General features: G+C 75.7%; 18 protein-coding genes. 7 read left to right on the top strand and 11 right to left on the bottom strand.

Annotated elements, in window-relative coordinates:
- Positions 1-53: 53 nt before the first annotated feature.
- From sigK to AC2TEW_RS08905, 7 genes are all read left to right on the top strand, one after another.
- Positions 54-638: an ECF RNA polymerase sigma factor SigK gene (gene sigK / locus AC2TEW_RS08935; protein WP_033822276.1), complete on the top strand. Its 585-nt coding sequence runs from the start codon at positions 54-56 to the stop codon at positions 636-638.
- Positions 635-1,393 (top strand): anti-sigma factor, encoded by a 759-nt coding sequence (locus AC2TEW_RS08930; protein ID WP_484622802.1) that lies wholly within the window; start codon positions 635-637, stop codon positions 1,391-1,393. Before sigK ends, AC2TEW_RS08930 begins: the two co-directional genes overlap by 4 nt.
- 164 nt (positions 1,394-1,557) lie before the next feature.
- Positions 1,558-2,886: an NAD(P)/FAD-dependent oxidoreductase gene (locus tag AC2TEW_RS08925; protein WP_484623009.1), complete on the top strand. Its 1,329-nt coding sequence runs from the start codon at positions 1,558-1,560 to the stop codon at positions 2,884-2,886.
- Positions 2,883-3,647: a DUF1365 domain-containing protein gene (locus tag AC2TEW_RS08920; RefSeq protein WP_484622801.1), complete on the top strand. Its 765-nt coding sequence runs from the start codon at positions 2,883-2,885 to the stop codon at positions 3,645-3,647. Before AC2TEW_RS08925 ends, AC2TEW_RS08920 begins: the two co-directional genes overlap by 4 nt.
- Complete coding sequence (locus tag AC2TEW_RS08915; protein WP_484622800.1) at positions 3,644-4,966, top strand: class I SAM-dependent methyltransferase; 1,323 nt, start codon at positions 3,644-3,646, stop codon at positions 4,964-4,966. Before AC2TEW_RS08920 ends, AC2TEW_RS08915 begins: the two co-directional genes overlap by 4 nt.
- Positions 4,963-6,225 carry a class I SAM-dependent methyltransferase gene (locus tag AC2TEW_RS08910; protein ID WP_484622799.1) on the top strand — a complete coding sequence of 421 codons (1,263 nt, stop codon included), beginning with the start codon at positions 4,963-4,965 and terminating at the stop codon, positions 6,223-6,225. The genes AC2TEW_RS08915 and AC2TEW_RS08910 overlap by 4 nt, the downstream gene beginning before the upstream one ends.
- Before the next feature lie 56 nt (positions 6,226-6,281).
- A complete protein-coding gene (locus AC2TEW_RS08905; RefSeq protein ID WP_484623008.1) occupies positions 6,282-7,031 on the top strand; it encodes a DUF1295 domain-containing protein in 750 nt (249 codons plus the stop codon).
- 65 nt (positions 7,032-7,096) lie between these two features.
- On the opposite strand, the gene AC2TEW_RS08900 is transcribed toward AC2TEW_RS08905, so the two are convergent.
- From AC2TEW_RS08900 to AC2TEW_RS08850, 11 genes are all read right to left on the bottom strand, one after another.
- Positions 7,097-9,763 (bottom strand): PKD domain-containing protein, encoded by a 2,667-nt coding sequence (locus AC2TEW_RS08900; RefSeq protein ID WP_484622798.1) that lies wholly within the window; start codon positions 9,761-9,763, stop codon positions 7,097-7,099.
- Between the two features lie 326 nt (positions 9,764-10,089).
- On the bottom strand, positions 10,090-11,979 hold the full coding sequence (locus AC2TEW_RS08895; RefSeq protein ID WP_484622797.1) for a hypothetical protein: 1,890 nt from the start codon (positions 11,977-11,979) through the stop codon (positions 10,090-10,092).
- Between the two features lie 125 nt (positions 11,980-12,104).
- On the bottom strand, positions 12,105-13,679 hold the full coding sequence (locus tag AC2TEW_RS08890) for an alpha-amylase family glycosyl hydrolase (protein ID WP_484622796.1): 1,575 nt from the start codon (positions 13,677-13,679) through the stop codon (positions 12,105-12,107).
- A 115-nt stretch (positions 13,680-13,794) separates the two neighbouring features.
- Entirely contained in the window at positions 13,795-14,790 is a 996-nt protein-coding gene (meaB, locus tag AC2TEW_RS08885; RefSeq protein WP_484622795.1) for a methylmalonyl Co-A mutase-associated GTPase MeaB, read from the bottom strand.
- Positions 14,791-14,803: 13 nt separating this feature from the next.
- On the bottom strand, positions 14,804-17,008 hold the full coding sequence (gene scpA / locus AC2TEW_RS08880) for a methylmalonyl-CoA mutase (protein ID WP_484622794.1): 2,205 nt from the start codon (positions 17,006-17,008) through the stop codon (positions 14,804-14,806).
- Positions 17,005-18,888, bottom strand: coding sequence for a methylmalonyl-CoA mutase small subunit (gene mutA / locus AC2TEW_RS08875; RefSeq protein WP_484622793.1), 1,884 nt, complete (start codon positions 18,886-18,888; stop codon positions 17,005-17,007). Before mutA ends, scpA begins: the two co-directional genes overlap by 4 nt.
- 365 nt (positions 18,889-19,253) lie before the next feature.
- Entirely contained in the window at positions 19,254-20,192 is a 939-nt protein-coding gene (locus tag AC2TEW_RS08870; RefSeq protein WP_484622792.1) for an SGNH/GDSL hydrolase family protein, read from the bottom strand.
- The gene (locus AC2TEW_RS08865; protein WP_484622791.1) at positions 20,189-21,355 is read right to left on the bottom strand and encodes a glycosyltransferase; all 1,167 of its coding nucleotides are present in this window, start codon (positions 21,353-21,355) and stop codon (positions 20,189-20,191) included. The genes AC2TEW_RS08870 and AC2TEW_RS08865 overlap by 4 nt, the downstream gene beginning before the upstream one ends.
- The gene (locus tag AC2TEW_RS08860) at positions 21,352-22,614 is read right to left on the bottom strand and encodes a glycosyltransferase family 4 protein (RefSeq protein WP_484622790.1); all 1,263 of its coding nucleotides are present in this window, start codon (positions 22,612-22,614) and stop codon (positions 21,352-21,354) included. The genes AC2TEW_RS08865 and AC2TEW_RS08860 overlap by 4 nt, the downstream gene beginning before the upstream one ends.
- A 111-nt stretch (positions 22,615-22,725) precedes the next feature.
- The gene (locus AC2TEW_RS08855; RefSeq protein WP_484622789.1) at positions 22,726-23,973 is read right to left on the bottom strand and encodes a saccharopine dehydrogenase family protein; all 1,248 of its coding nucleotides are present in this window, start codon (positions 23,971-23,973) and stop codon (positions 22,726-22,728) included.
- A gap of 7 nt (positions 23,974-23,980) precedes the next feature.
- Positions 23,981-25,555, bottom strand: a complete 1,575-nt coding sequence (locus AC2TEW_RS08850) for an APC family permease (RefSeq protein ID WP_484622788.1) — start codon at positions 25,553-25,555, stop codon at positions 23,981-23,983.
- Between the last annotated feature and the right edge of the window lie 379 nt (positions 25,556-25,934).

The following is a 25,934-nucleotide window of genomic DNA, read 5'->3' as shown; positions in this document are numbered from 1 at the left end:
GGCCCGAGGGTCCGTCCGCCGCACCCGGCGGCCGGGTGCCGGGGGGTGGCCCGGTGAACACCGTCGTCCACCTCTCCGGCCCGCACCGCCGCGGCCCGGACCTGCAGGAACTGGTCGCCAAGGTGGCCTTCGGCGACCAGGACGCGTTCGGCCGGCTGTACGACGCGGTGGCCGGCCCGGTGCTCGGCCTGGTCCGCCGGGTGCTGCGGGACCCGGCACAGTCCGAGGAGGTCGCCCAGGAGGTGATGCTGGAGGTGTGGCGCACCGCGGCCCGCTACCGGCCGGAACTCGGCGAGGTGATGCCGTGGGTGATGACCATGGCCCACCGCCGGGCCGTCGACCGGGTCCGGGCCGCCCAGGCCGCCGCCGACCGCGACCGCAAGGCCGCCGCACAGTCGCACGCCCCCGCCTTCGACGAGGTTGCCGAACAGGTCGAGGGCCGGCTCGAACGCGAACAGGTGCGGCGCTGCCTCCAGGGCCTCACCGAACTCCAGCGCGAGTCGGTCACCATGGCCTACTACCGCGGCTACTCCTACCGGGAGGTGGCCGACCTGCTCGGCTCGCCGCTCGGCACCGTCAAGACGCGCATGCGGGACGCCCTGATCCGGCTCCGCGACTGCCTGGGGGTGGGATCGTGACAACCGCTGCCGACCTGCACACGCTCACCGGGGCCTACGCGGCCCACGCCCTCGGCGACACCGAGCGCCAGGCCTTCGAACGCCACCTGGCCCAGTGCCCGGCCTGCACCCAGGAGGTCCGGGAGTTCACCGCCACCCTGGCCAGGCTCGGCTCCGCCGAGGCCGTCGTCCCGCCCCCCGAACTGCGGGCCCGGGTGATGGCCGGGATCACGACCGTCCGCCAGCTCGCCCCCGCCACCTCGGCCGGCGACAACCCCGACGCCCTCGACGGCCGCACCGGCGGGCGCCTCGGCCGCCGGCTGTACCGGCTCGCGCTGGCCGCCTCCGTCGCGGCCGCCGCCTCGCTCGGCGTCCTCGCGTACCAGCAGCACGACCAGGCCGAGCAGGCCCGCGCCCGGAGCGCGGCGCTGGCCCAGCAGCAGGCCGCGTTCGGCGCGCTGCTCACCGCTCCCGACGCCCGCACCAGCACGGCGACGGCCGGCTCCGGGGTCGGCACGGTGGTCTGGTCGCAGAGCCGCGGCCAGGCCGGGTTCCTCGCCTCCGGCCTGCCGAAGCTGCCCGCCGACCGGACCTACCAGCTCTGGTTCAACGACGCCGGCACCATGCGCCCGGCCGGGCTGCTGCCCGCCTCCACCGGCTCGGTGCTGCTCACCGGCCCGATCGGCGGCGCCGCCGGGGTCGGCGTCACCGTGGAGCCGGCCGGCGGCTCCGCGCACCCCACCGCGGCGCCGACGATGCTGCTCGCCTTCACCTGACGGGCGGCCCCGCCCCGGGGCCGCCCCGCCGATCCCGTCGATCCGCCCGCCGATCCGCCCACCAATCCGCCCGGCCCACTGCTCCGAATGGCTGGTGACACGCACGTGACGGGCCCGGCCGCACCACCGGCCGGGCCCGCGGAGGACAGGGGCCCACCGTGACCATGCCGGAGACCGTCCGTACCGCCGGGATCCCCGACGCCCGCCGCAGCGGCGGCGCCGGGCGCCGGATCGCCGTGGTCGGCAGCGGGGTGGCGGGACTGACCGCCGCCTACCGACTCACCCGGGACGGCGCCCAGGTGCACCTCTTCGAGGCCGACGACCGGCTCGGCGGCCACGCCCACACCCAGCGGGCCACCGGCGCCGACGGCCGCACCGTCGACCTGGACACCGGCTTCCTGGTGCACAACCGCCGCACCTACCCGCACCTGGTGGAACTCTTCGACGAACTCGGCGTGCAGACCCGCGAGAGCGAGATGTCCATGTCGGTGCGGTGCGACGGCTGCGGCCTGGAGTACGCCGGGGCCAAGGGCCCGGCCGGACTGCTGGCCCGGCCCGGCACCCCGCTGCGCGGCCGCTACCTGCGGCTGCTCGCCGAGGTCCCGCGCTTCCACCGCCGGGCCCGCCGACTGCTGGCCGACCCGCAGGCCGGCGACCCGACGCTGCGCCAGTTCCTCGGCGCCGCGGGCTTCTCCGCCTACTTCGTCAGCCACTTCATGACCCCGGTGGTCTCCGCCGTCTGGTCCTGCGCCCCCGACCTGGCGGGCGACTACCCCGCCCGCTACCTGTTCGCCTTCCTGGACAACCACGGCATGCTCGACGTCACCGGCTCACCCACCTGGCGCACCGTGGTCGGCGGCTCCCGCCAGTACGTCGAGCGGATCGCCGCCCGCCTCGGCGCCGTCCACACCGGGGCACCGGTCCGGGCGGTCTTCCGGCACCCCGACGGCGTCCAGGTGATCACCGCCGACGGCCGCCGCACCGAGGCCGACGCCGTCGTCGTCGCCACCCACCCCGACCAGGCCCTCGCCCTGCTCGCCAACCCGGGCCCGGCCGAACGCGAGGTGCTCGGCGCGTTCCGCTACTCCCGCAACCCCACCGTGCTGCACCGCGACACCTCCCACCTGCCGAACGCCCCCCGCGCCCGGGCCTCCTGGAACTACCGGATGCCCGACTGCACCGGCCGCTCCGACCAGGTCCAGGTCAGCTACCACCTCAACCGCCTGCTCGGCCTCGACACCGCCGAGGACTACCTGGTCACCCTCAACGAGGACCCCGCCCGTCCGGTCCCCGCCGAACACGTGGTCTCCCGCACCGTCTACCACCACCCCGTCTACACCCACGAAGCCCTCGCCGCCCAGCGCCGGCTGCCCGAACTCAACCGCGGCCGCACCGCGTTCGCCGGCGCCTACCACGGCTGGGGCTTCCACGAGGACGGCTGCCGCTCCGGACTCGCCGCCGCCGAGGCCCTCGCCCAGGTGGCCGCCCGATGACCCCCGCCGCCCTGCCGGGACCGTGGGGAGCGTCGCTGTACGAGACCACCACCACCCACGTGCGCACCGCACCCCTGCGGCACGCCTTCCGCCACCGCGGCCTGCTGTGGCTGGTCGACCTGGACGCGCTGCCCCGGCTGCCCGCCCCGCTGCGCCCGCTGGCCCGCTTCCGCGCCGCCGACCACCCCGGCGACCCCCGGCTCACCCTGCGCCGCAACCTCGACCGCTACCTGGCCGGCCGAGGCGTCGACCTGGCCGGCGGCCGGGTCCTGATGCTCACCCAGGCCCGCTCGCTCGGCCACCTCTTCAACCCGATCACCGTCTACTGGTGCCACACCCCGGACGGCCGCCCCGCCTGCACCGTCGCCGAGGTGCACAACACCTACGGCGGCCACCACCGCTACCTGCTGCACCCCGACCCGGACGGCCGCGCCACCACCCCCAAGGAGTTCTACGTCTCACCGTTCTTCCCGGTCGACGGCGCGTACCGGATGCACCTGCCGCCGCCCGGCGAACGGCTCGCCCTGACGATCCACCTGGAACGCGCCGGCGGCCGCCCGTTCACCGCCACCGTGCACGCCACCCGCACCCCCGCCGGGCCCGCCGCCCTGCTGCGCGCCGTCCTGCGGCACCCCTTCGCCACCGCCGCCGTCTCCCTGCACATCCGCTACCAGGGCATCCGGCTGCTGCTGCGCGGCCTTCCCGTCCACCCCCGTCCCGCCGCCCGGCCCCAGGCCAGGGAAGAGGTACCCCTCCCGTGACCCAGCAAGCCTTCCGACCCGTCCACCACCGGCCGGAGCCGGTCGACGCCCGGCGCCCCGGCGACGCGGGCGCCGTCGACCCGGCCCGCTGGCCCGACGTCGCCCGCGTCCCCGACGCGCCGCTGCGCGCCGCCGTGGCCGAACGGCTGCTGCGCCGGGTCGCCCGCCGCCGCGGCCTGCGGGTCGAACTCCCCGACGGACGGACCATGGCCCCCGCCCCCGCCGGCGCGCCCGTCCTGCGCCTGCACCGGCCCGAGGCCTTCCTGCGCAGGGTCGGCGCCACCGGGCTGATCGGCTTCGGCGAGGCCTACCAGGCCGGCGACTGGGACTCACCCGACCTGGTCGCCCTGCTCACCGAACTCGCCACCGCCCCCGAGACCCTGGTCCCCACCGGCGCCCAGTGGCTGCGCCGCCTGTACGTGCCGCGCAAGCCGCCCGCCGAACTGCCGTCCACCGCCAACTCCCGGCGCAACATCAGCCGCCACTACGACCTCTCCAACGACCTGTTCGCGCTCTTCCTCGACCCCACCATGACCTACTCCTCGGCGCTCTTCCCGACCGGCGCCGACGGCCGCCCGCTGGCCCGCTGGGACGGCCTCGCCGCCGCCCAGCACCGCAAGATCGACCGGCTGCTCGACCTCGCCCGGGTCGGCGACGGCACCCGCGTCCTGGAGATCGGCACCGGCTGGGGCGAACTCGCCCTGCGGGCCGCCGCCCGCGGCGCCCGGGTGGTCTCCCTCACGCTCTCCGCCGAACAGCTCGACCTCGCCCGCCGCCGGATCGCCGACGCCGGCCTGTCCGGGCGCGCCGAGGTCCGGCTCTGCGACTACCGCGCCGCCGAAGGCCGTTACGACGCCGTGCTGAGCGTCGAGATGATCGAAGCGGTCGGCCGCCCCTACTGGCCCGACTACTTCACCACCCTCGACCGGGTGCTCGCCCCCGGCGGCCGGGCCGCGCTCCAGGCCATCACCATGCCGCACGACCGGATGCTCGCCAGCAGCGACACCTACACCTGGATCCTCAAGTACATCTTCCCCGGCGGCCTGATCCCCTCCGTCCAGGCCATCGCCCAGACCGCCGCCCGCCACACCGGCCTGCGCCTGACCCACCGCAGCGCCTGGGGCCCGCACTACGCCGAGACCCTGCGGCTGTGGCGGGAACGCTTCACCGCACGCGCCGACGAGGTCACCGACCTCGGCTTCGACCGGGTCTTCCAACGGATGTGGGAGCTCTACCTGGCGTACTCCGAGGCCGGGTTCCGCACCGGCTACCTCGACGTCCAGCAGCTGCTGCTGACCCGCCCGCAGGAGGACCGGTGACCACCGTCGCGGACCGCCTGGTCCCCCTGATCGGCGACGTCCTCGGCCGGCCCGTACCGTTCCGGCTGCGCGCCTGGGACGGCTCCACCGCGGGCCCGGACGGCGCGCCCACCGTCGTCCTGCGCCACCGCCGGGCGCTGCGCCGGCTGCTCTGGCAGCCCGGCGAACTCGGCCTCGCCGACGCCTACATCACCGGCGACCTGGACGTCGAGGGCGACCTGGGCACCGCCCTGACCCGGATCCGCGGCGCCCTCGCCGGGCAGGGCCCCGTCCGCCCCGCGCCGCGCGACTGGCCCCGGCTGCTCACCGCCGCCGCCCGGCTCGGCGTCCTCGGCCCGCGGCCCGCCCCGCCGGGCGGCCGGGCGGCCGTCCGCGGCGAGCCGCACAGCCGGGCCCGGGACCGCGCGGTGATCAGCCACCACTACGACCTCTCCAACGAGTTCTACGCGCTGCTGCTGGGCCCCGCGATGGCCTACTCCTGCGCCTACTTCGACGCCCCGGACACCACCCTCGCCGACGCGCAGCACGCCAAGTTCGAGCTGGTCTGCCGCAAGCTCGGCCTGCAGCCGGGGATGCGTCTGCTGGACGTCGGCTGCGGCTGGGGCGCGCTCGCCGTGCACGCCGCCCGCCACCACGGCGTCCACGTCACCGCCGTGACGCTCTCCGCCCGCCAGCACGCCTTCGCCACCGCCCTCGCCGCCGGGGCCGGGCTCGCCGACCGGATCGACGTCCGGCTGCAGGACTACCGAGAGCCGGTCGACGGCCCGTACGACGCGGTCAGCTGCATCGAGATGGGCGAGCACGTCGGCAAGGACGGCTACCCGGCGTTCGCGGCCCGGCTGTTCGACCTGCTGCGGCCCGAGGGCCGGCTGCTGGTGCAGCAGATGTCCCGGAGCGGTACGGCACCCGGCGGCGGCGCCTTCATCGAGACGTACATCGCGCCGGACATGCACATGCGGCCGGTCGGCGAGAGCGTCGGACTGCTGGAGGCCGCCGGTCTGGAGGTCCGCCAGGTCGAGGCGATGCGCGAGCACTACGCCCGGACGCTCGACGCCTGGCACCGGACCCTCCAGGACCGCCGCGAGGAGGTCGTCACCCTGGTCGGGGTGGCGGTCCTGCGGCTGTGGCGGCTCTACCTGGTGGGCAGCGCGCAGGCGTTCGCGGAGCGCCGGATGGGCGTCGACCAGATCCTCGCCGTCCGGCCGACCCGCGCGGGGCGCAGCGGCGCCCCCGCCACCCCCGCCGCGTGGTACCGGTGAACGGCGCCGCGTTCGCCACCGGCCTGGCCGCCACGGCCGGCGCCGCCCTGGCCGTGATGCTCGTGGCGTTCGCGGCCGGCCTGCGCACCGGCCGCCACCGCGGCGTCGACGTCGCCTGGGGCCTCGGCTTCGCCGCCGTCGCGCTGACCGGCCTCGGCCTGTCCGCCGGGTACGGCGACACCGGGCGCCGGGCCCTGGTCACCGCCCTGGTGGTGGTCTGGGGGCTGCGGCTGGCCGGACACATCGCCCGCCGCGGCCGGGGCGCCGGCGAGGACCCGCGGTACGCCGCGATGCTCGCCAAGGCGCCGCCCGGCCACGAGCGCCGGTACGCGCTGCGCAAGGTCTACCTGCTGCAGGGCGCCCTGGTCTGGTTCGTCTCGCTGCCGGTGCAGTACGCCCAGTACCTCCCGCAGCGGCTCGGCCCACTCGCCTGGGCCGGCACCGCGCTCTGGGCGCTCGGGCTGTTCTTCGAGGCGGTCGGCGACCGGCAGCTGGACCGGTTCAGGGCCGACCCCGCCAACCGGGGCCGGGTGATGGACCGCGGCCTGTGGCGCTACACCCGGCACCCCAACTACTTCGGCGACGCCTGCGTCTGGTGGGGCCTGTTCCTGTTCGCCGCGGGCGGCCCGGCCGGCTGGGCGTTCCTGCCGAGCGTGCTGCTGATGACCTGGCTGCTCGCCTTCGGCAGCGGGAAGCCGCTGCTCGAGCGGCAGCTGAGCGCGCGCAAGCCGGGCTGGGCCGCGTACGCGGCCCGCACCAGCGGCTTCCTGCCGCTGCCGCCGCGGCGGCCGGGCCGGGCGCGCTGAGCGCAGGACGCGGCAGGGGCCCGCCGCCCGGTGTTCCGGTGCGGCGGGCCCCTGCGGCCGGCGGGTCAGGAACCGGCCGTGGCCAGCCCGGTGATACCGGACTCCGGGACGTTGCGGCCGGGCGCGGTGACATCGGCCCAGCCGGACCAGCGGCCGGCCGTGTAGTCGCCGTTCGCGTTGTGGAGGTGGCCGTTGCTGACGCCGTACAGGTGGAGGGTGTTGCCGGTGGCGGCGGCGGACAGCCGGGTGACCGAGCCGCCGAGGCCGATCGTGTCGGAGACGTTCGCCCAGCTGCTCCAGGAGCCGGCGGCGTAGTCACCGGTGGCCTGGTGGACGTTGCCGCCCGCCAGCGCGAGGACGTGGAACTTCGACCCGATGGCGGCGGCGGACAGCTCGGTGATGTCACCCGGGCCGCCGATGTACGCCGTGAGGTCGCCGCTGGTCCAGGTGCCCCGGGCGTAGTCGCCGTCGGCGATCCGCAGGTGCCCGTCGGAGCCGAGGGCCGCGAGGTGCAGGCCGTTGCCGATGGCGGCCACCGCGATCCGCCCGACCGGGGCCTGCAGCCGGGCGGCGGCGGTGATCTCGCCCCAGGCGCTCCAACGGCCGCTGTCGTAGTCGCCGACCGCCTCGAAGACCCGGCCCCCGGCGAGCGCGACCACGTGCAGCTTGTTGCCGATGCTCGCGGCGGCGACCTGGGCGACCGACGCACCCGACCCGGCCGGGACCTTGTCCGGGATGGCCGACCAGGCGCCCCACAGGGTGCCGGTGCGGTCCCAGTCGGCGATCTCGACCGTGCCGTCGGCCGCGGTCCGGGCCGCGTGCAGGTTGCCGTTCGCGGTGTACGCGGCGGCGACCGCGGCCGGCGCGGGGCCGGCCGGGGTGAGCTCGGTGAACGGGCTCCAGCTGCCGCTGGTGTAGTTGGCCTGGCCGTCCGAGAGCCCGTCGGCCGAGGTCTGGGCCAGCACCCGGACCCGCTCACCGGAGCGCAGCGCCTTCTGGGCGTCGGTGTAGTCGACGTCCACCACCTTGCTGACGGAGGCCGTCCGGCCGCCCTCGTCCGTCTCGGTGAGCGTCACGGTGTAGGTGCCGGGGCGGGCGTAGGTGTGCTGCGGGAAGCCGGAGTCGACGACCGTCCCGTCCCCGAAGTCCGCCTTGAAGGTGAGGATCCGCCACGGGCCGGAGCTGTAGCTGCTGTCGGCCCAGTAGGTCAGTGCGGGCGCGGACGCCACGGGCCGCACGGTGAGCACCGGCAGCAGCGGGCCGGGACGGTTCACGTAGACGGACGCGAGCGGCGGGCTGACCACGCGCACGCCCAGCTCGTCGGCGGCGGTCACCGTCGGGTGGTACGCGCCGGCCGCGGTGTAGGTGTGCACGACGGACGGGTCGGTGGTCACCAGTGGCGCGCTGCCGTCGTCGAACTCGTAGGTGTAGGTGACCTTGGTGGGCCAGGAGTTGGTGACGTCGGCCGTGAGCCGGATGGCGAGCGGCGGCGGGCCCGTGTCCGGGCCCCAGTTGGCCCCGGCGGTCCGCAGACCGACGCCGTGCAGGCCCTCCAGCTCGTGTGCGCCGCGGTCACGGCCGGTGCCGCCGCCGGTGTTGGCGACCAGCGGGTCGTCCAGGGCCGCCCGGCCCTCGAGGTCCGCGGGGAGCGTGCCGGGCGCCGCCGGGTCGGCGGAGTCGATGGCGGCGGTGGCGGTCTCCAGCAGCGTGTTGCGCTCCGGCAGGTTGCCCGGGTTGAACCTGACGTCCTGGTCGGCGTCGTGGCGGCCCTGGCCGGTGGCGGCGGCCAGCGCCTGCGGGGTGCGGTAGGCCGTCCCCGCCCAGGTGTAGGCCGAGGCGTCGGAGAACGGGTGGACGAGGTTGAAGTCCACGGTGGTACCGGTGGTGGCGGCGGCCGCGACCACCACCTCGGACTCGCCGCGGCCGCCGGCTCCGCAGGCGGTGGCCGGGCCGGTCGCCAGCGACTCGGCGTTGTGGGCCGTCAGGATGTTGTTCTCGACCACCGAGCCGGTGGAGGCGCCGTCCAGCGTGACGCTCGGGCCGCAGGCGAACGCGACGGTGTTGTGCACCACCGTCAGGCCGGGCGCGTCGGCGCCCCGGACGCCGCTCAGCGTGCGGGAGAAGTCGTTGGTGGTGACCACCGTGTCGCGGGCGCCGCCCTCGGCGACCACGCCGGCCGACTGGTAGAGCCGGTTGCGGCTCACCGTGACGCGCTCGCTCTGCCCGCTCACCCGGACCGCCGCCCCGCGCACGTCCGCGCCGAAGCTGTTCGCGTCGACCGTGACCCTGGCGGAGTCCGCCACCGTCACCCCGTCCACCGCACCGCGCACCGCGAACTGGCGGACCGCCACATCGTGCACCCCGGAGATCACGAAGCCGTGGTCGCCCCGGCCGACGGCCGGGAGCCGGCCGAGCGACCCGGGGACGGCCGACGGCGTGCCGACGAAGGTGATCGGCCGCTCGGGGGTCCCCGAGCGGGTCAGGCGGACCTCCTCCGGGTACCCCTGGGTGGAGGCCACCTGGACGGTCTGTCCGGGTTCGACGAGGTTCGCCGCCGCGGTCACGGTGCAGAACGGCTGCTCCCGGGTGCCCGGGCCGGAGTCCGAACACGGCGCGGGGCCTGAGTTGTTGACGTAGAGCGTGGCCGGGGAGTCCGCGAGCGCGGGGACCGGGACGGCGAGAACGACGGTGGCCCCGGCAGCCGTGAGGCCGAGGGCGCGACGTATGCGCAAGATCGAGTCTTTCTGTCGGAACGGCGCCGGGGGCGGCCACCGGCGCTGGCAGGCCGGACCAGCCTGGCAGAAACCGTTCGGGTGCGTCGACTCGGATTCCCCGCTTCCCGATCTCATCTCGATCACATCTGCGCTCCCCGGCGCACGGCCTGATGCCCGGTCGGACGGTCGCGGCCCGGCCCGCCCGGCGTGATCGGCCATCAGGTGCGTCCGCCCAGGTGGCAGCGGTGAGCAGGACAGGCGCGGCCACCGCACCGGCCGGGCGTCCGGCGGCCGCCGGAGCCTACGACGAGGCCGGTCGGTACCGCGGCCGAGGTGCGGCGGCGTCAGGACAGCGGGGCGATCCGGGTGCCGTCGTCCAGGGCCGCCGTCACCTCGGGCCGCTCCCCGGGCGGGCCCTCCAGGGCCAGCGTGCGGTCCGGGACGGGCCGGTCGGCGGCGCCGCCCGGGCCGCTCACCGAGATCCGGGCGACCCGGCGGCTGCCGGCGGCCAGCAGGTACTCGTGCCCGTCGGGAGCCCGCCAGACGGTCCAGCCGAGCGTGTTCTGGTCGAACCGGCTGCAGCCGCGCCCCTCGGCGAGCGCGGTGCGCCGCGCGGGCTCGTCGGGCCGGCCCGCGGGCAGCAGCAGCTCGGTGGCGGCCGAGCCGGTGCCGGTCCAGCGGTCGGTGCGCAGGCACACCCAGGTGGCGGTGCCCGCCTGCTGCGGCAGGTCCTGGCGGGCGAACGCCCAGGCGTTCAGCGCCTTCACCCCGGGCCGCAGCTCCGGCACCTCGCAGGCGGTCCGGGCCCAGGTGAGCAGCGCGTCGCTACCGGTCGCCTCGCGCGGCGCGCGGGCCTCGCCCTGCTGCGGCGGCGGGGTGTACGTCAGGTGGGCGGGCAGCAGACCGCCCACGTCGGCGAGCAGGAAGGCGTGCTTCTCCGCGACCGCCCGGGAGGACCGCAGCTGCAGCACCGCACCGTCCAGGCAGCCCGCCGAACCGGCCGAGGGCACCGGCCCGGTGACCCCGTCGACCGGCCGCAGGGCGGCCGCCGGGGTGTCCGGGGCGCGCAGCCGGCGGATCTCGGCGCTCTCCACCCAGGGCGCCAGCAGGAAGCGGGCCCCGGCACCGTCCCGGCGCAGCACCAGCGCCGCCCCGGTGACCACGTCCGAGTCGTCGGCGCGGGCCAGCATCAGACCGCCCAGCGGTCCGTCGGTGAAACGGGCCAGCCGGGCACCGTCGTACAGCACCACCACCGGCGTCCCGTCCACCAGACCGGCGAACAGCAGCTGCGGGGTGCCCGCGGGCCCCGAGACGTCGGTGCCCGGCTCGATCTGCAGCCGGCCCTCCCGCCACGCGGCCAGCGCGCGGCCGATCAGCGCGTCGTCGCCGATCCGGTCGCCGCGGGCGGGCCAGGCGGACAGGTCGAGCCGCGCGGTGCGCTGCCACAGGTCGGCGGCGGCCCGCAGCGGCCGGGCGGGCGCGTCGGGGCGCACCGCGGCGTCGGCCGAGACCGGCCGCCCGGCGGGCGCGGACGGCCCGTCGGGTACGGCCCACAGCGAGCCGAGCGCGAGCAGCAGCGCCCCGCCGGCCGCGAGCCGGGCCGTCCGGCGCTGCCGCAGCAGGTCCCCGGGCCGGACCCGGACGGTGCACGGATCGAACCGCGGGGACGTGGCCAACTGCCCCTCGGGCAGCGGGGCGTCGGCCTGCAGCCGGTCGGCCTGCCGGAGCGCGCCGGCCGGATCGGCGACGCCGGCGGCGGCCAGCACCCGGGCCGTCTCCTCGGGCCCCAGCGACTCGGCGAAGCGCAGCGCGTAGGCTGCCCGCCCGGCCGCCGGGACCCCCGTCAGCGCGCGGTCCACGGCGAGTTCGGCGGGGCCGCCGTCGGGGGTGAACAGCCGCAGCCCCCAGGCCCGCGGGAGCAGCCGGGGCTGCCCGCGGGTGAACCGCAGGGCGCCGCGCACCACCCGGCCGCGCAGCACCGCGTAGACCTGCTCGGCGTCCGGGGAGCCGACGCCCCAGCGGCCGGGCAGCGCCGCCCGGACCACCGCGTGGGCGGCCAGCAGCCGCCTGCGGCGGTCGAGTTCGGCGGGCACGATCAGATAGGCGAGGCGGGCGAGCCGGCCGTACTGGCGGACCAGGACGGCCTCGGCCCCGGGCAGTCCGCCCGGCCGCCGCCGGCCGACGGTCCGGGCGGCGGCGGCCTCGGCGGTACGGCGCAGGGTCTGACGGTCCATCGGTGGCGGCTTTCGGTCGGCGCGTCAAGGCGGTGCGCCGCAGGCCGGGGGCCGTGCGGTGCAGATCATCCAACGAGTCGATCATGCGATGGTTGCGGTGTCCGGGTGAACCTTCCGGCCGCGGGTCAGAGTTCGAACACCCCGTACGAGAAGCCCTCGGCGCGGATCTCCGTCGCGTCGGCGGTGACGCCGCGCACCTCCAGCGCGCGGCGCGGGGCCGGACCCGGGGCGGGCAGGACGGCCGGGTCGCGGCGCGGGTTGACCACCACCAGGAAGCGGCCGCCGCGGGTGTAGACCAGCGGGTAGCCGGCGTGCAGCACGTCCACCGGGCCGTCGGCGCCGAGGGCGGGACGGGCGCGGCGCAGCACGATCAGACGGCGGACCAGGTGCAGCAGCGAGCCCGGGTCGGCGCGCTGGGTGGCGACGTCGGGGCGGTCGGGGGCGTCGTCGAGCGGGAGGTACAGCCGGTGCGCGGTGGAGAAGCCGGCGCCCTCGGTGGCGTCCCACTGCATCGGGGTGCGGCAGCCGGCCCGGTTGTAGCGCGGGCCGAGCACGCTGCCCTCGACGTCGGGCAGGCCGGGGACGTACCGCATGCCGATCTCGTCGCCGTAGTAGACGGCCGGCAGGGTGGGCCAGGTGAGCTGGAAGACGAAGGCGGGGGCGAGCTGGTCGCGGGTGCGCGGCCCGCAGGCGAGCCGGGAGAAGTCGTGGTTGGAGGTGGGCAGCGAGATCCGGCCGCCCCCGCCGACCTCCCGGTCCGCGGTGCGCCAGGCGTCCAGGAAGACCGCGATGTCGCCCTTGCCCTCGGCGTCGAAGTAGCAGGGCTCGGACGGCCAGCCGTCCTGGTCGGTGCCGGTGCCGTTGTGCCACAGCGAGCGCAGCGGACGGCCGTCGGCCTCGCCGCCGAACTGCAGCAGGAAGTCGGCGTGGAAGCCGGCCGCCACGGCGCGCGCCGGGTCGCCCCACTCGGCGAGCAGGGCGGCATCGGGGTGCTCGGCGTCCAGCCAGCCGCGCAGCCCGTTCCAGAGCCGGCCGGTCTCGGCCTTGCCCGGGTCGTCCTTGACCAGCGAGGAGGCCATGTCGACGCGGAAGCCGGCGATGCCGAGCCCCAGCCAGTGCGCCATGATCCGGCGCAGCGCGGCGCGGTTGGCGCGCGGGCCCTCGGCGTCGACGCCCTGGCGCCACGGTTCGGCCGGATCGGGCCTGGCGTAGCCGAAGTTGAGCGCGGGCTGGAAGTCGAAGAAGTTCGGCAGGTACCAGCCGGGGCGGCGGCCGGGGGAGCGGACGAAGCGTTCGGCGGGGTGGTCGGCCCAGATGTAGCGGTGGTCCGCGGGGTCGTCGGCCGAGGCCAGGAACCAGGGGTGCCGGTCGGAGGTGTGCCCGGCGACCAGGTCGAGCAGCACCCGGATCCCCAGCCGCCGGGCGCGGTCGGTCAGTTCGGCCAGCGCCGCGGCGTCGCCGTAGCGCGGCGCGGTGGCCAGGTAGTCGCTGACGTCGTACCCGGCGTCGCCGAACGGCGAGGCGAAGCACGGGTTGAGCCAGACGGCGTCGACGCCGAGCCAGGCCAGGTACTCCAGACGCTCGGTGATCCCGGCGAAGTCGCCGATGCCGTCGCCGTCGGAGTCGGCGAAGCTCTGCGGGTAGATCTGGTAGAGGACGGCGTCGGACAGCCAGGCCGGTACGGGGCGGGTCGGTGTCACGCGGTGCTCCTTCTCCCGGGGACCATCGGGGGGCTGCCTCCAGGATGCCCCCGCCGCGGCCGCCCCGGGGGGAGGTCCGGCGGATCCCCGCCCGGCCCGTCGGCCGTCCGGCCGGTCAGCCGGCGGGACCCGCGAAACCGTCCAGGATCTGCTCGGCGGCGAGCGTCGCGGTCAGCGTGCCCTCGCGGACCCGGCGCTCCAGCTCCGGGGCGATCCGCCGGACCACCGGGTGCTCGTGCAGGGCGGACAGCAGCTGGTCGTGGACCATCGACCAGGTCCAGTCGACCTGCTGGTCGCGCCGCTTGGCGGCCAGCGCCCCGGTGGTCTCCAGCAGCAGCCGGTGCTGCGCCAGCCGGTCCCAGAGCTCCTCCAGGCCGCTGCCGTCCTGCCCGCTGCAGGTGAGCACCGGCGGCGTCCAGACCGCGTCCGGTGGCTGCAACAGCCTGAGCGCGCCCGCCAGTTCGCGGGCGGCGGCCTTGGCGTCGCGTTCGAACGGCCCGTCCGCCTTGTTCACGGCGACCAGGTCGGCGAGCTCCAGCACGCCCTTCTTGATGCCCTGCAACTGGTCGCCGGTACGGGCCAGGGTGAGCAGCAGGAAGGAGTCGACCATGCCCGCGACGGTGGTCTCGGACTGGCCGACGCCGACCGTCTCGACCAGCACCACGTCGTACCCGGCGGCCTCCATCACCACCATCGACTCCCGGGTGGCCCGGGCCACCCCGCCCAGCGTCCCCGAGGTCGGGGACGGCCGGACGAAGGCGTTCGGGTCCACCGCGAGCCGCTCCATCCGGGTCTTGTCACCCAGGATGGAGCCGCCGGTGCGGCTGGAGGTGGGGTCGACGGCGAGCACCGCGACCCGGTGGCCGCGGGCCGTCAGCAGGGTGCCCAGCGCCTCGATGAAGGTGGACTTGCCCACCCCCGGCACACCGGTGATGCCGACCCGGACCGCCTTGCCGGCGTGCGGCAGCAGCTCGATCAGCAGCCGCTGGGCGAGCACCCGGTGGTCGGGCCGGGTGGACTCCACCAGCGTGATGGCCCGCGCGATGAACGCCCGCGAGCCCTCCAGCACACCCTTGACGTAGGCGTCGACGTCGATCGTCCGCGGCGGCATCGTCCCGGCGGCCTCAGAGCTCGTGGCCGAGGTCGGCGGCCAGCGCCTTCAGCAGGTCGTACGCCGCGTCCGGGATGACCGTGCCGGGCGGGAAGACGGCGGTGGCGCCGGCCTCGTACAGCGCGTCGAAGTCCTGCGGCGGGATCACGCCGCCGACCACGATGGTGATGTCCTCGCGCCCGGCGGCGGCCAGTTCGGCCTTGAGCGCGGGCACCAGGGTCAGGTGCCCGGCGGCCAGCGAGGAGACGCCGACGATGTGCACGTCCGCCTCCACCGCCTGCCGGGCGACCTCGGCCGGGGTCTGGAACAGCGGGCCGACGTCGACCGTGAAGCCGAGGTCCGCGAAGGCGGTGGCGATCACCTTCTGGCCGCGGTCGTGCCCGTCCTGGCCCATCTTGGCCACCAGGATGCGCGGGCGGCGGCCCTCCGCCTCCTCGAACCTCTCGACCAGCGCCCGGGTGCGCTCCACCCCGGTGGACGGTCCTGCCTCGTCGCGGTACACACCGGAGATGGTACGGATCTGGCCGGAGTGGCGCCCGTAGACCTTCTCCAGGGCGTCCGAGATCTCCCCGACGGTGGCCTTGGCCCGGGCCGCGTCCACGGCCAGCGCCAGCAGGTTGCCCTCCAGCGAACCGCCGCCCTTGGCGCCCTGCTCGGCGGAGCGGGTCAGCGCGTCCAGCGCGGCCCGGCAGGCCTGCTCGTCGCGCTCGGCGCGCAGCCGGCGCAGCTTCTCGATCTGCTGGGCGCGCACCGAGGAGTTGTCGACCTTGAGCACGTCGATCTGCTCGTCGTTGGCGACCCGGTACTTGTTGACGCCGATCACCGGCTGGCGGCCGGAGTCGATCCGGGCCTGGGTCCGGGCCGCGGCCTCCTCGACGCGCAGCTTGGGGATGCCGGCGTCGATCGCCTTCGCCATGCCGCCGGCCGCCTCCACCTCCTGGATGTGCTGCCAGGCGCGGGCCGCCAGGTCGTGGGTGAGCTTCTCCACGTACGCGGAGCCGCCCCACGGGTCGATCACCCGGCAGGTGCCCGACTCCTGCTGGAGCATCAGCTGGGTGTTGCGGGCGATCCGGGCCGAGAAGTCGGTCGGCAGCGCCAGCGCCTCGTCCAGCGCGTTGGTGTGCAGCGACTGGGTGTGGCCCTGGGTGGCGGCCATCGCCTCGACACAGGTGCGGGTGACGTTGTTGAACACGTCCTGGGCGGTCAGCGACCAGCCGGAGGTCTGCGAATGGGTGCGCAGCGACAGCGACTTGGCGTTCTGGGGGTCGAACTGCTTGACCAGCTTGGCCCACAGCAGCCGGGCCGCGCGCAGCTTGGCGACCTCCATGAAGAAGTTCATGCCGATCGCCCAGAAGAACGACAGCCGCGGCGCGAACGCGTCCACGTCCAGCCCGGCGCCCAGGCCCGCCCGCAGGTACTCCACCCCGTCCGCCAGCGTGTACGCCAGCTCCAGGTCGGCCGTGGCCCCGGCCTCCTGGATGTGGTACCCGGAGATGGAGATGGAGTTGTAGCGCGGCATCTTCTGCGAGGTGTACGCGAAGATGTCCGAGATGATCCGCATCGACGGCTGCGGCGGGTAGATGTAGGTGTTGCGGACCATGAACTCCTTGAGGATGTCGTTCTGGATGGTCCCCGCGAGCTTCTCGGGCGCCACCCCCTGCTCCTCGGCCGCCACGATGTACAGCGCCAGGATCGGCAGCACCGCGCCGTTCATGGTCATCGACACCGACATCCGGTCCAGCGGGATCCCGTCGAACAGCTGGCGCATGTCGTAGATCGAGTCGATCGCCACGCCCGCCATGCCGACATCACCGGTCACCCGCGGGTGGTCGCTGTCGTAGCCGCGGTGGGTCGGCAGGTCGAAGGCGACCGACAGGCCCTTCTGACCGGCCGCCAGGTTGCGCCGGTAGAAGGCGTTGGACTCCTCGGCGGTGGAGAAGCCCGCGTACTGCCGGACCGTCCACGGCTGGTTGACGTACATGGTCGGGTACGGGCCGCGCAGGAACGGCGCGACACCCGGATAGGTGGCCAGGAAGTCCAGCCCGGCCAGGTCCTCGGCGGTGTACAGCGGCTTGACGCCGATGCCCTCCGGGGTCTCCCAGACCAGCTCCTCGACGTCCTTGCCGGTCGCCTGCTGCCAGGCCGCCCGCCACTGCTCGCCGGTGGCCGCCGGGCCGCCCGGTGCGTCGAGTCCGATCTCCGTGAAGTCGGGGATCATCGGGCCACTCCGATCTGGTCGAGCAGGGAGGTGAGGACGGCGACCGCGTCGCCGCCCGCGCTGACGAACTCGTCGACCCCGGCCTGCCGGTACGCCGTCTCCTGCTCGCCGGGCCGGCCCGCCAGCAGCACCCGGGCGGCGCCGGCCGCCTTCAGCGCGGCGGCCACCGGTGCGGCGTGCTCCTCGTACAGCGCGTCGCTGGAGCACAGCGCGGCCACCGCGGCGCCGCTCGCGGCGAACGCCTCCGCGAGCGCGACCGGGTCGGTGCCCTGGCCGACGACGGTCTCGATCCCGCCGGCCTGGAACAGGTTGGCGGCGAAGGTCAGCCGCGCGGTGTGCGCCGCCGCCGGGCCCAGCGCCGCCAGGAACAGCCGCGGCCGCGCGCCGGTGGCGTCCCGGTGCAGGTCGGAACGGGTCCGCAGGGCCTCGTACGCCTCGGCGCGGCGCACCCGGGGCAGACCGCCGGTCAGCGGCGCCGGGGCCGCCTCGCGCACCAGCGGCTGCTCGCCCAGGTTCGGGAACTCGCTGACGCCGGTGATCGGCTCCCTGCGGCGGGCCAGCGCCGACGAGCGCCGCGCCCACGTGTCGCCGATCCGGTCCGCGACCAGACCCGAGCGCAGCGCCTCGCGCAGGCCGCCGGCCCGCTCGATCTCCTGGAACCACGACCAGGCGGCGTGCGCCAGCTCGTCGGTCAGCCGCTCCACGTACCAGGAACCGCCGGCCGGGTCGACGACCCGCGCCAGGTGCGACTCCTCCAGCAGGATCGCCTGCGTGTTGCGGGCGATCCGGCGGGCGAACGCGTCCGGCAGACCGAGCGCGCTGTCGAACGGCAGCACCGTCACCGCGTCCGCGCCGCCGACGCCCGCGGCCAGGCAGGCGACGGTGGTGCGCAGCATGTTCACCCACGGGTCGCGCTCGGTCATCATCACCGCCGAGGTGACCGCGTGCTGGCGCTGCGCGGCGGCCGGCGAGGAGATCCCCGACGCCTCGGCCACCCGCGCCCACAGTCGGCGCGCCGCCCGGAACGCGGCGATGGTCAGGAACTGGTCCGCCCCGGCCGACAGCCGGAACTCCAGCTGCCCGGCGGCCGCGTCCGCGTCCAGCCCGGCCGCCGTCAGCTCCCGCAGGTACGCCACACCGGCGGCCAGCGCACAGCCCAGCTCCTGCGCGGGCGAGGCACCCGCCTCGTGGTACGGCAGCGCGTCGACGGTGATCGCGCGCAGGCCCGGGAAGCCCTCGTGCACGCGGACCGCCAGCGCGGCGGCCGCGGCGAGCAGCCCGGCGGTCGGCGCGTCGTCCCCGGTACGGGCCAGCAGGCCCAGCGGGTCCGCACCCAGCGTGCCGGTGGCGGCCTCGGCGGGCACCCCGCGCTCCGCGTACAGCGCCAGCAGCCGCTCGGCGGCCGCCGGGAACTCGGCCCCGGCGTCCAGCGCCACGGCCGCCAGGTCCAGGTACACGCCCTCCAGCACCTCGGGCAGCGCGGCGACCGGCAGACCGTCCCGGCCCAGCTCCAGCCAGACCGAGCCCACCCCGTGCTCCAGGTCGGCGAGCACCGCCTCGTTCGAGGTCCGCGGGTCCGGATGGGTGTGCCGCTGGCGCACGTCCCACCCCGAGACGGCCGAACCCTGCGGCCGGCCACCCCGGACGAACGGCGCGAAGCCCGGGAACCCGGCCCCGGCGGGTGCGTCCTCGGCGGTGTACAGCGGACGGGCGGTGAGGCCGTCCTCCAGCTTGGTGGCGAGGGCGTCCTCCGCCTGCGTACCGGTCACGTCCTGCTTACCGGACTTGCGCAACACACCTTCGACCAGGCGCTGCCACTGCTCACGGCTTGCATCCGGGAACTCGGCGGCCAGGGAGAGCCCTTCGGGCGAGACCGTCATGAGGGAAGGTTAGAGCCCGTTCACGTGCGGCTGTACAACGAACCGGTGTGACCTTTCACTCCTTGCACTCCAAGCGCCGCAGAGTGCAACACCGGTACGACTCCCCGAACCCCCGGACCCCCGGCGTGGCGCAGCGCGCGGGTTGTCTCTGGGGGCGCGGGGCTGCTTCTGGGGGCGCGGGGTTGTTTTTTGGGGGCGCGGGGAACTGCGCGAGGGCGGGAGGTAGCGGGTGCGGGGTCGGCGACGGTGGGGTGGGTGCAGCGCCGTTGCCGTTGTTCCGGTGGGATGCCTGCCGCTGCGCGCAGTTCCTCGCGCCCCTGAGGTGGTGCCGGGGCGCGGCTCCAGGGCGGCGCCGTTGCCGTTGTTCAGGTGGGATGCCTGCCGCTGCGCGCAGTTCCTCGCGCCCCTGAGGTGGTGCCGTGGGTTGCCTTGGGGGGTGGGGTGGCCGTTGCGCCGTTGCCGTACCGCTGCGCGCAGGTGGCCGCGCTGCGGAGGGCTGCTGCGGTGGCGGCTGTGGCTTCGGTGTCGAGGCGGGCGGAGGTGCCGAGGAGGAGGTGGCGGGTCTCGCGGGTGGCGAGGAGGAGCAGGCCGGGGAGGAGGTCGGTGCAGCGGGCGGCGACCCAGCGGGTGCCCTGGGTGGCCATCCAGCGCAGGTCGGCGACGAACCCGGGCGCCGCCGCGGACAGGCTCGCCGCCGGGGCGTCCCCCAGCTGCCCGCCGCCGGCGGTGAGCAGGGCGTGGAACTCGCGCGCGATCCGGTGGTGCCCCGCCGCGCTGGGATGCAGCCGGTCGACGCTGAGCAGCGCGCGTTCGGTGAGCCAGGGCAGGTCGGCGAGGTGCAGGTGGGCGGCGCCGTACCGGAGCGAGAGGGCGTGCACGACGGTGTTGACGGCCCGCATCCGGCGGGCGAGCGGCCGGGCGAGCGGTGGCGGGAGCCGCAGCAGCCGCCCGGGGTCGGGCAGGCACGCGGTCAGCAGGACGGCGCCCTGGTCGCGCAGTGCGGCGAGGGCGGTGTCGAGGTGGCGTGCGGTGCGGGCGATGTCGAAGCCGGCCCGCAGGGTGTCGTTGCCGCCGATCAGGACGGCGGCGTGGGTGGGCCGCAGGGCGAGGGCGGCGGGCAGTTGAACGGCGGTCAGGTCGTGGCTGAGCGCGCCGCTGTTGGCGAGGTTGCGGAACTCGACCGGGCCGGGGGAGAGGCTGGGGGCGAGCATGGCGGCCCAGCCGCGCCAGCCGTCGGCGACGGGGTCGCCCACGCCCTCGGTGACGGAGTCGCCGAGGGCGGTGAACCGGACCGCCGCGGTCATGGCGCGGCCTGCGCGGCGTCCGCCGGCAGCGGTACCCGGTGGGCGGCGAGGAAGGCGGCGACCGCGGAGTCCCAGCCGAAGTGTTCGGCCCTGGCGCGGGCCGCGGCGCGGCGTTCGGCGGCCGGCCGCTCGAGCAGGTCGCGGACGGCGGTGGCGAAGGCCTCGCCGGTGTCGGCCGCGGCGAGGCCGGCCGGTCCGACGATCGGCGGCAGCGCCGAGGAGCGGCTGACGGCCACCGGGGTGCCGCAGGCGAGCGCCTCCAGGGCGGCCAGCCCGAAGGTCTCCACCGGCCCGGGCGCGATGGCGACGTCGGCGGCGGCGAGCAGCGCGGCGACCTCGGCGCGGGTGCCGAGGTGCCCGAGGAACCGGACGGGGACCCGCAGTTCGGCGGCGCGCGCCTGGAGCCGGCGGCGCAGCGGCCCGGCGCCGGCGACGGCCAGGACGGCGGGGATCCGGTGGCGGCGCCGCAGGACGGCGAGCGCCTCGACGGCCCGTTCGGGCTTCTTCTCGGGGGACAGCCGGGAGCAGAGCACCAGCAGGACCTGTCCGGGGTCGGCGTAGCGGGCCCGGACCTCGGGGTCGTGGCGGTCGGGGTGCAACTGCTCGAGGTCGACGCCGAGCGGTGCCTGGACCAGGTTGGCGGCGCCGATCCGTTCGAACTCGGCGGCCGCCCAGGCGGTGGTGCACAGCACGGTGTCGTACGCCCGGGCGGTCCTGGTGTTGAGCCGGTCGGCGAGGGTGCGGGCGGGGCCGGGCGGCAGGCCCCAGGTGCCGAGCAGTCCGGTGGCGCTCTCGTGCGAGACCATCACCGACCGGACGCCGTGGGCCCGGGCCCAGGCGCCGGTCCAGCGCAGGCTGGTGCGGTCGGAGACCTCCAGCCGGTCGGGGGCCAGGCCGGCCAGGGTGCGGGCGACGGCGCGCCGGTCGGTGAGCAGCCGGTAGCCGCCGCTGCCGGGGATCGGCCGGCCGGGCAGGGTGATGACCCGGCCCTGGGAGGTCCACTCGTCGGCGGCGCGCGGCCCGGGGACGAGGAGGACCGGGTGGTGGCCGGCGGCGAGGTAGCCCTCGCCGAGGTGGCGCAGGGCCGTGCGCAGGCCGCCGGAGACCGGGGTGACGAAGTTGGCCACCCGGACGATCCGCAGCCCGTCGTGCGGCGGGGTCATGCCGGGAGCTCCTCGGGCAGCTGGGTGCCGGCGGATGCCTGCGCGGGGATCTGGCCGGTGGGCGCGGGCACGGTGGCGGGGGTGCCGGCCGCCGGGTGGAGGGCCTGGACGGGGCCGCCGTGGTGCTCGGCGATGGCCTCGGTGTAGTGGCGCAGCAGCAGGTCGCCGACCGCCTCCCAGGTGCGGGCGGTGACGTCGGCGCGGCCGGCCCGGCCGTAGCCGGTCCGGACCTCGGGGCCGGCGGCGGCCAGTTCGGCGACGGCGCGGGTGACGGCGGCGGTGTCCCGGGGCGGGACCAGCAGGCCGGTGCGGTGGTGGCCGACCAGGTCGAGCGGGCCGCCGACGGCGGGTGCGACCACGGGGACGCCGCTGGCCATCGCCTCCTGGATGGTCTGGCAGAACGTCTCCAGCGGACCGGTGTGCACGAACAGGTCCAGGGTGGCGAAGTAGCGGGCGAGCTCGGCGCCGGTCCGGCGGCCGAGGAACAGGGCCTTGGGCATGGCGGCCTTGAGTGCGGGGGCGCTGGGGCCGTCGCCGATCACCACCACCCGTACGCCCGGCAGTTCGCAGGCGCCGGCCAGCAGGTCGACCCGCTTCTCGGGGGCGAGCCGGCCGACGTAGCCGATCAGCAGTTCGCCGCCGGGGGCCAGGGTGCGGTGCAGTGCCTCGTCGCGGTGGGCGGGGTGGAAGCGGACCGAGTCCACGCCGCGCGGCCACAGCCGGACCCGGGGGACGCCGTGGGCGGTGAGGTCCTGCGCGGCCGGGGTGGAGGGTGCCAGGGTGCGGGTGGCGGCGCCGTGCACCGCCCGGATCCGGGCCCAGGCGAGCGCGGAGCCGATGCCCCGGCCCACCCGGTACGCCTGGGCGTACCCGGCCAGGTCGGTCTGGTAGACGGCCACGCTGGGCAGGCCGAGCCGTTCGGCCACCTTCGCGCCGCGCGCGCCGAGCACGAACGGGCTGGCCAGGTGCACCAGGTCGGGCCGGTGGTCGGCGACGGCCTCGGCCAGCCGCCTGCTCGGCAGCGCGACCCGGACCTGGGGGTAGCCCGGCAGCGGGATCGACGGCACCCGGACCACCGGCAGCGGCGTCGAGTCCGGGCCGAAGGAGTGCGGCGGGCAGTGGGCGCCCCTGGCCGGGGCCGGGGTGATGACCAACGGTTCGTGGCCGCGGCGGACCAGGTGCTCCGCTGTCCTCAGCACGCTGTGGGCGACGCCGTTGACCTCGGGGGGGAAGGACTCGGTGACGATGGCGACTCGCATGCCAACGTTGTGTCCCCTCGGGGCGTGCGACTGACCACGGGGATCTTTCGTACAGGCGAACGTCCGTGGCCAATTGGGCGCGGGCCCGGCCGGGGGCGGCCCGCGGGCCGGTCAGGCCGCGGCGGCGCGGGGGGTCTCCTCGCGCAGCGCCCAGGGGGAGCCGTAGGCGGTGAGCAGGTCCAGGAACGGGCGGGGCGGCAGGGCTTCGGGGCCGAGGACGCCGGCGCCGGCCCAGGCGCCGGTGGCGAGCAGTTCGAGGGCGACGACCGGGTTCACCGCGGTCTGCCAGACCACGGCCTGCGAGCCGTACTCGCGCATCGACCAGGCGTTGTCCACCACGTGGTGCAGGTACACCTGCCGCGGCTGCCCGTTCTTGGCGCCGCGGACCCAGGTGCCGGCGCAGGTCCTGCCGTGCATCCGGTCGCCGAGGGTGGCCGGGTCGGGCAGGCAGGCGGCGACCACGTCGCGGGGGGAGACCCCGACCGGCCCGTGTGCGGCGGGGACGGTGACCGGGTCGGTGGCGGACAGGCCGAGCCGGTGGAGCGTCTTGAGCACCTCGATGAAGTCCTGCCCGAGGCCGTACTTGAAGGTGACCCGGCGGGCGTCGATCCAGCGGGGGATCAGCAGGACCTCCTCGTGCTCGACGTTGACGCACTCGACCGGCCCGATGCCGTCGGGGAAGTCGAACACCTCGGGCTCGCTGAAGGGTTCGGTGGTGAACCAGCCGAGTCCGGACTCGAAGACGACCGGCGGGTTGAGGCACTCCTCGATGGTGGTCCAGATCGAGAACGAGGGCGCGAAGTCGTACCCGTCGACGGTCAGGTCGGCGCCGTCGCGGACCCCGATCTCGTCGATGGTGTCGAAGAGTTCGTCCGCCGCGTAGCGGGCGAAGACGTCCGAGAGGCCGGGTTCGACGCCCATGCCGCACAGGGCCAGCAGCCCGGCGTCCTCCCAGGCGCGGGCCCGGGCGAACTGGCCGTCGCCGAGTTTGATCCCGCACTCCTGGTAGGGGCGTTCGGGGTGCGGGTGGGACAGCGACATCGCCATGTCGAGGTAGTGCGCCCGCCCGGCCAGCGCGGCCTCGAACAGCGGCAGCACGAACCGCGGGTCGGTGGCGTTGAACAGGACGTCGCAGCGGTGTTCGGTGAGCAGCGCGGTGACGGCGGCGGTGTCGGAGGCGTCGACGGTGGCCGGGCGGAACCGTTCCGCGCCGGCCTCGCCGGCCAGCGAGGCGACCGCGGCCTCGGCCCGGGCGGGGTCGAAGTCGGCCACCACGAAGCATTCGAAGAAGGGGCGCCGGACCGCGATCCGGGCGGCGGCGGTGCCGACGCCGCCCGCGCCCACCAGCAGGATCCTCATCGCGGCCTCACGGGGCGTCGGAGGGGTCGGCGGCGCTGACCGGGACGTCCGGGTGCCTGAACCAGGAGCCCTGGACGGCCCACTGGACGAGCATCAGCAGGAAGCCGAGGATCAGCGCGCCGATGCCGATCACGGTGACCCCGCCGGTCTGCCCGAAGATCGGCAGGTCGATGGAGGTGGATCCGTAGTCGGGGTCGGCGTAGACGTCGAAGGCGCCGTAGCAGAAGAAGTAGAGCAGCATCAGGCCGCCGAGCAGCGGTGCGACGCCCTTGAAGATGAAGTCCTTGGCGCTGCGGGTGAGCACCTTGCGGTAGTACCAGACGCAGGCGAAGCCGGTCAGGCCGTAGTAGAAGGCGATGGCGAGGCCGACCGAGGCGATCGAGTCGGCGAGGACGTTGCCGCTGATCGCGGTGAGCAGGACGTAGAAGGCGATCGAGGCGAGGCCCATGCCGACGGTGGACCAGGTCGGGGTGAGGTGCCGGGGGTGGACCCGGGCGAACTCGCGGGGGATGGCCTTGTGCGCGGCCATCGAGAAGGTGGTCCGGGCGGTCGGCAGGATGGTGGTCTGGGTGGAGGCCGCGGAGGAGGTCAGCACCATGAAGATGAGCAGTTTGGTGAGGAACCAGCCGAGGCCCGCGCTGCCGAACACGGCTGCGCCGAGTGAGGAGAGCACATCGCCGGAGTTGTCCTCGTTGCCGAGTCCGATGCCCTCGGTGCCGATCCCGGCGAAGGCCTGGGCGGAGGTGGAGACCAGGGCGTAGATGATCAGCAGGAGCACGGTGGAGATGACGGCGGCGCGTCCGGGGGTACGGGCGGCGTCGGCGGTCTCCTCGTTGACGGAGACGGCGGTGTCCCAGCCCCAGTAGATGAACACGGCGGCCAGGATGCCGGCGGTGAACGCGGTGGTGGAGGAGACCGCGAAGGGGTTGAACCAGGACGCGGAGACGTGGATCGCGGTGTCCGGGGGGTGCGAGCCGTAGACCTTGACCAGGGCGGTCACCGACAGCAGCACCAGCATCACGACCTCGATGCACAGCAGCCAGCGCTGCAGGGCGGCGGAGATCTCGATGCCGACGTAGCAGATCGCGGTCATCACGATGATCCAGATGACCCCGGCGACGGTGGTCCACACGGTGCTCTCGGCGAGGCCGTCGAAGCCGAACAGCCGGAAGCCGTACACGCCGGCGATCTGGGCGAGGTTGGCCATCACGATGATGTCGGCCGCCACGATGCCCCAGCCCCCCATCCAGCCGGTGCGCGGCCCGAAGGCGCGGGCGCCCCAGGTGAAGGTGGTGCCGCAGTCCGGGTCGGAGGCGTTGAGCTCCTTGTAGGCGTAGGCGATCAGCAGCATCGGGATGAACGCCAGGATGGTGATGATCGGCGCCTGCAGCCCCACGCCGACCACGATGATGCCGAGCGTGGCGGCCAGGCTGTACGCGGGTGCGGTGGAGGCCAGGCCGATCGCCACCGAGGAGACCAGGCCGAGGGCGCCGGTCTTCAGGCCCTTCTCGCCGGCCCGGGAGCTGACCACCGACGGTGCGGCGGGCGGAGGCGGAGAGTGGTGTCCGGGGGGACCCTGCATCGTTCCCACCCCCTGATCCTGTGACGGAGGGACGGACGGGACTGGACCTCCTCAGCGTACGCCCGGGGCCCCCCGCTTTCCTGGGGATGGCGTGCGGGCCGTGCACCGGTCGCACCTGACCGCCGGTTAGCGGCCGGGGCTCCGCCGGGCGCCGGGTGTACAGGGGGTGACGGCGCGTGGCGGCCGTTCGCGGGCCGCGGCGGCCCGTAGCGGGCCGGTGCCGGTACCGGCGGTAATCGGCCGGGTGCGCGGTGGTCCCGTGGCCCGGCCGGTGACGTTCCGTGTGCGAAACGGTCTCCGGGGATTTCCGGGAGCAGCGGTCCCGGCGGCGCCGTGTGGCGACGGCGTCGCAGGCCAGGGGCGTGCGGGCGGCCGGACG

The sequence above is a fragment of the Kitasatospora sp. NEAU-CNBT7 genome (assembly GCF_057220535.1).
This window is presented reverse-complemented; position numbering and strand designations above follow the sequence as displayed.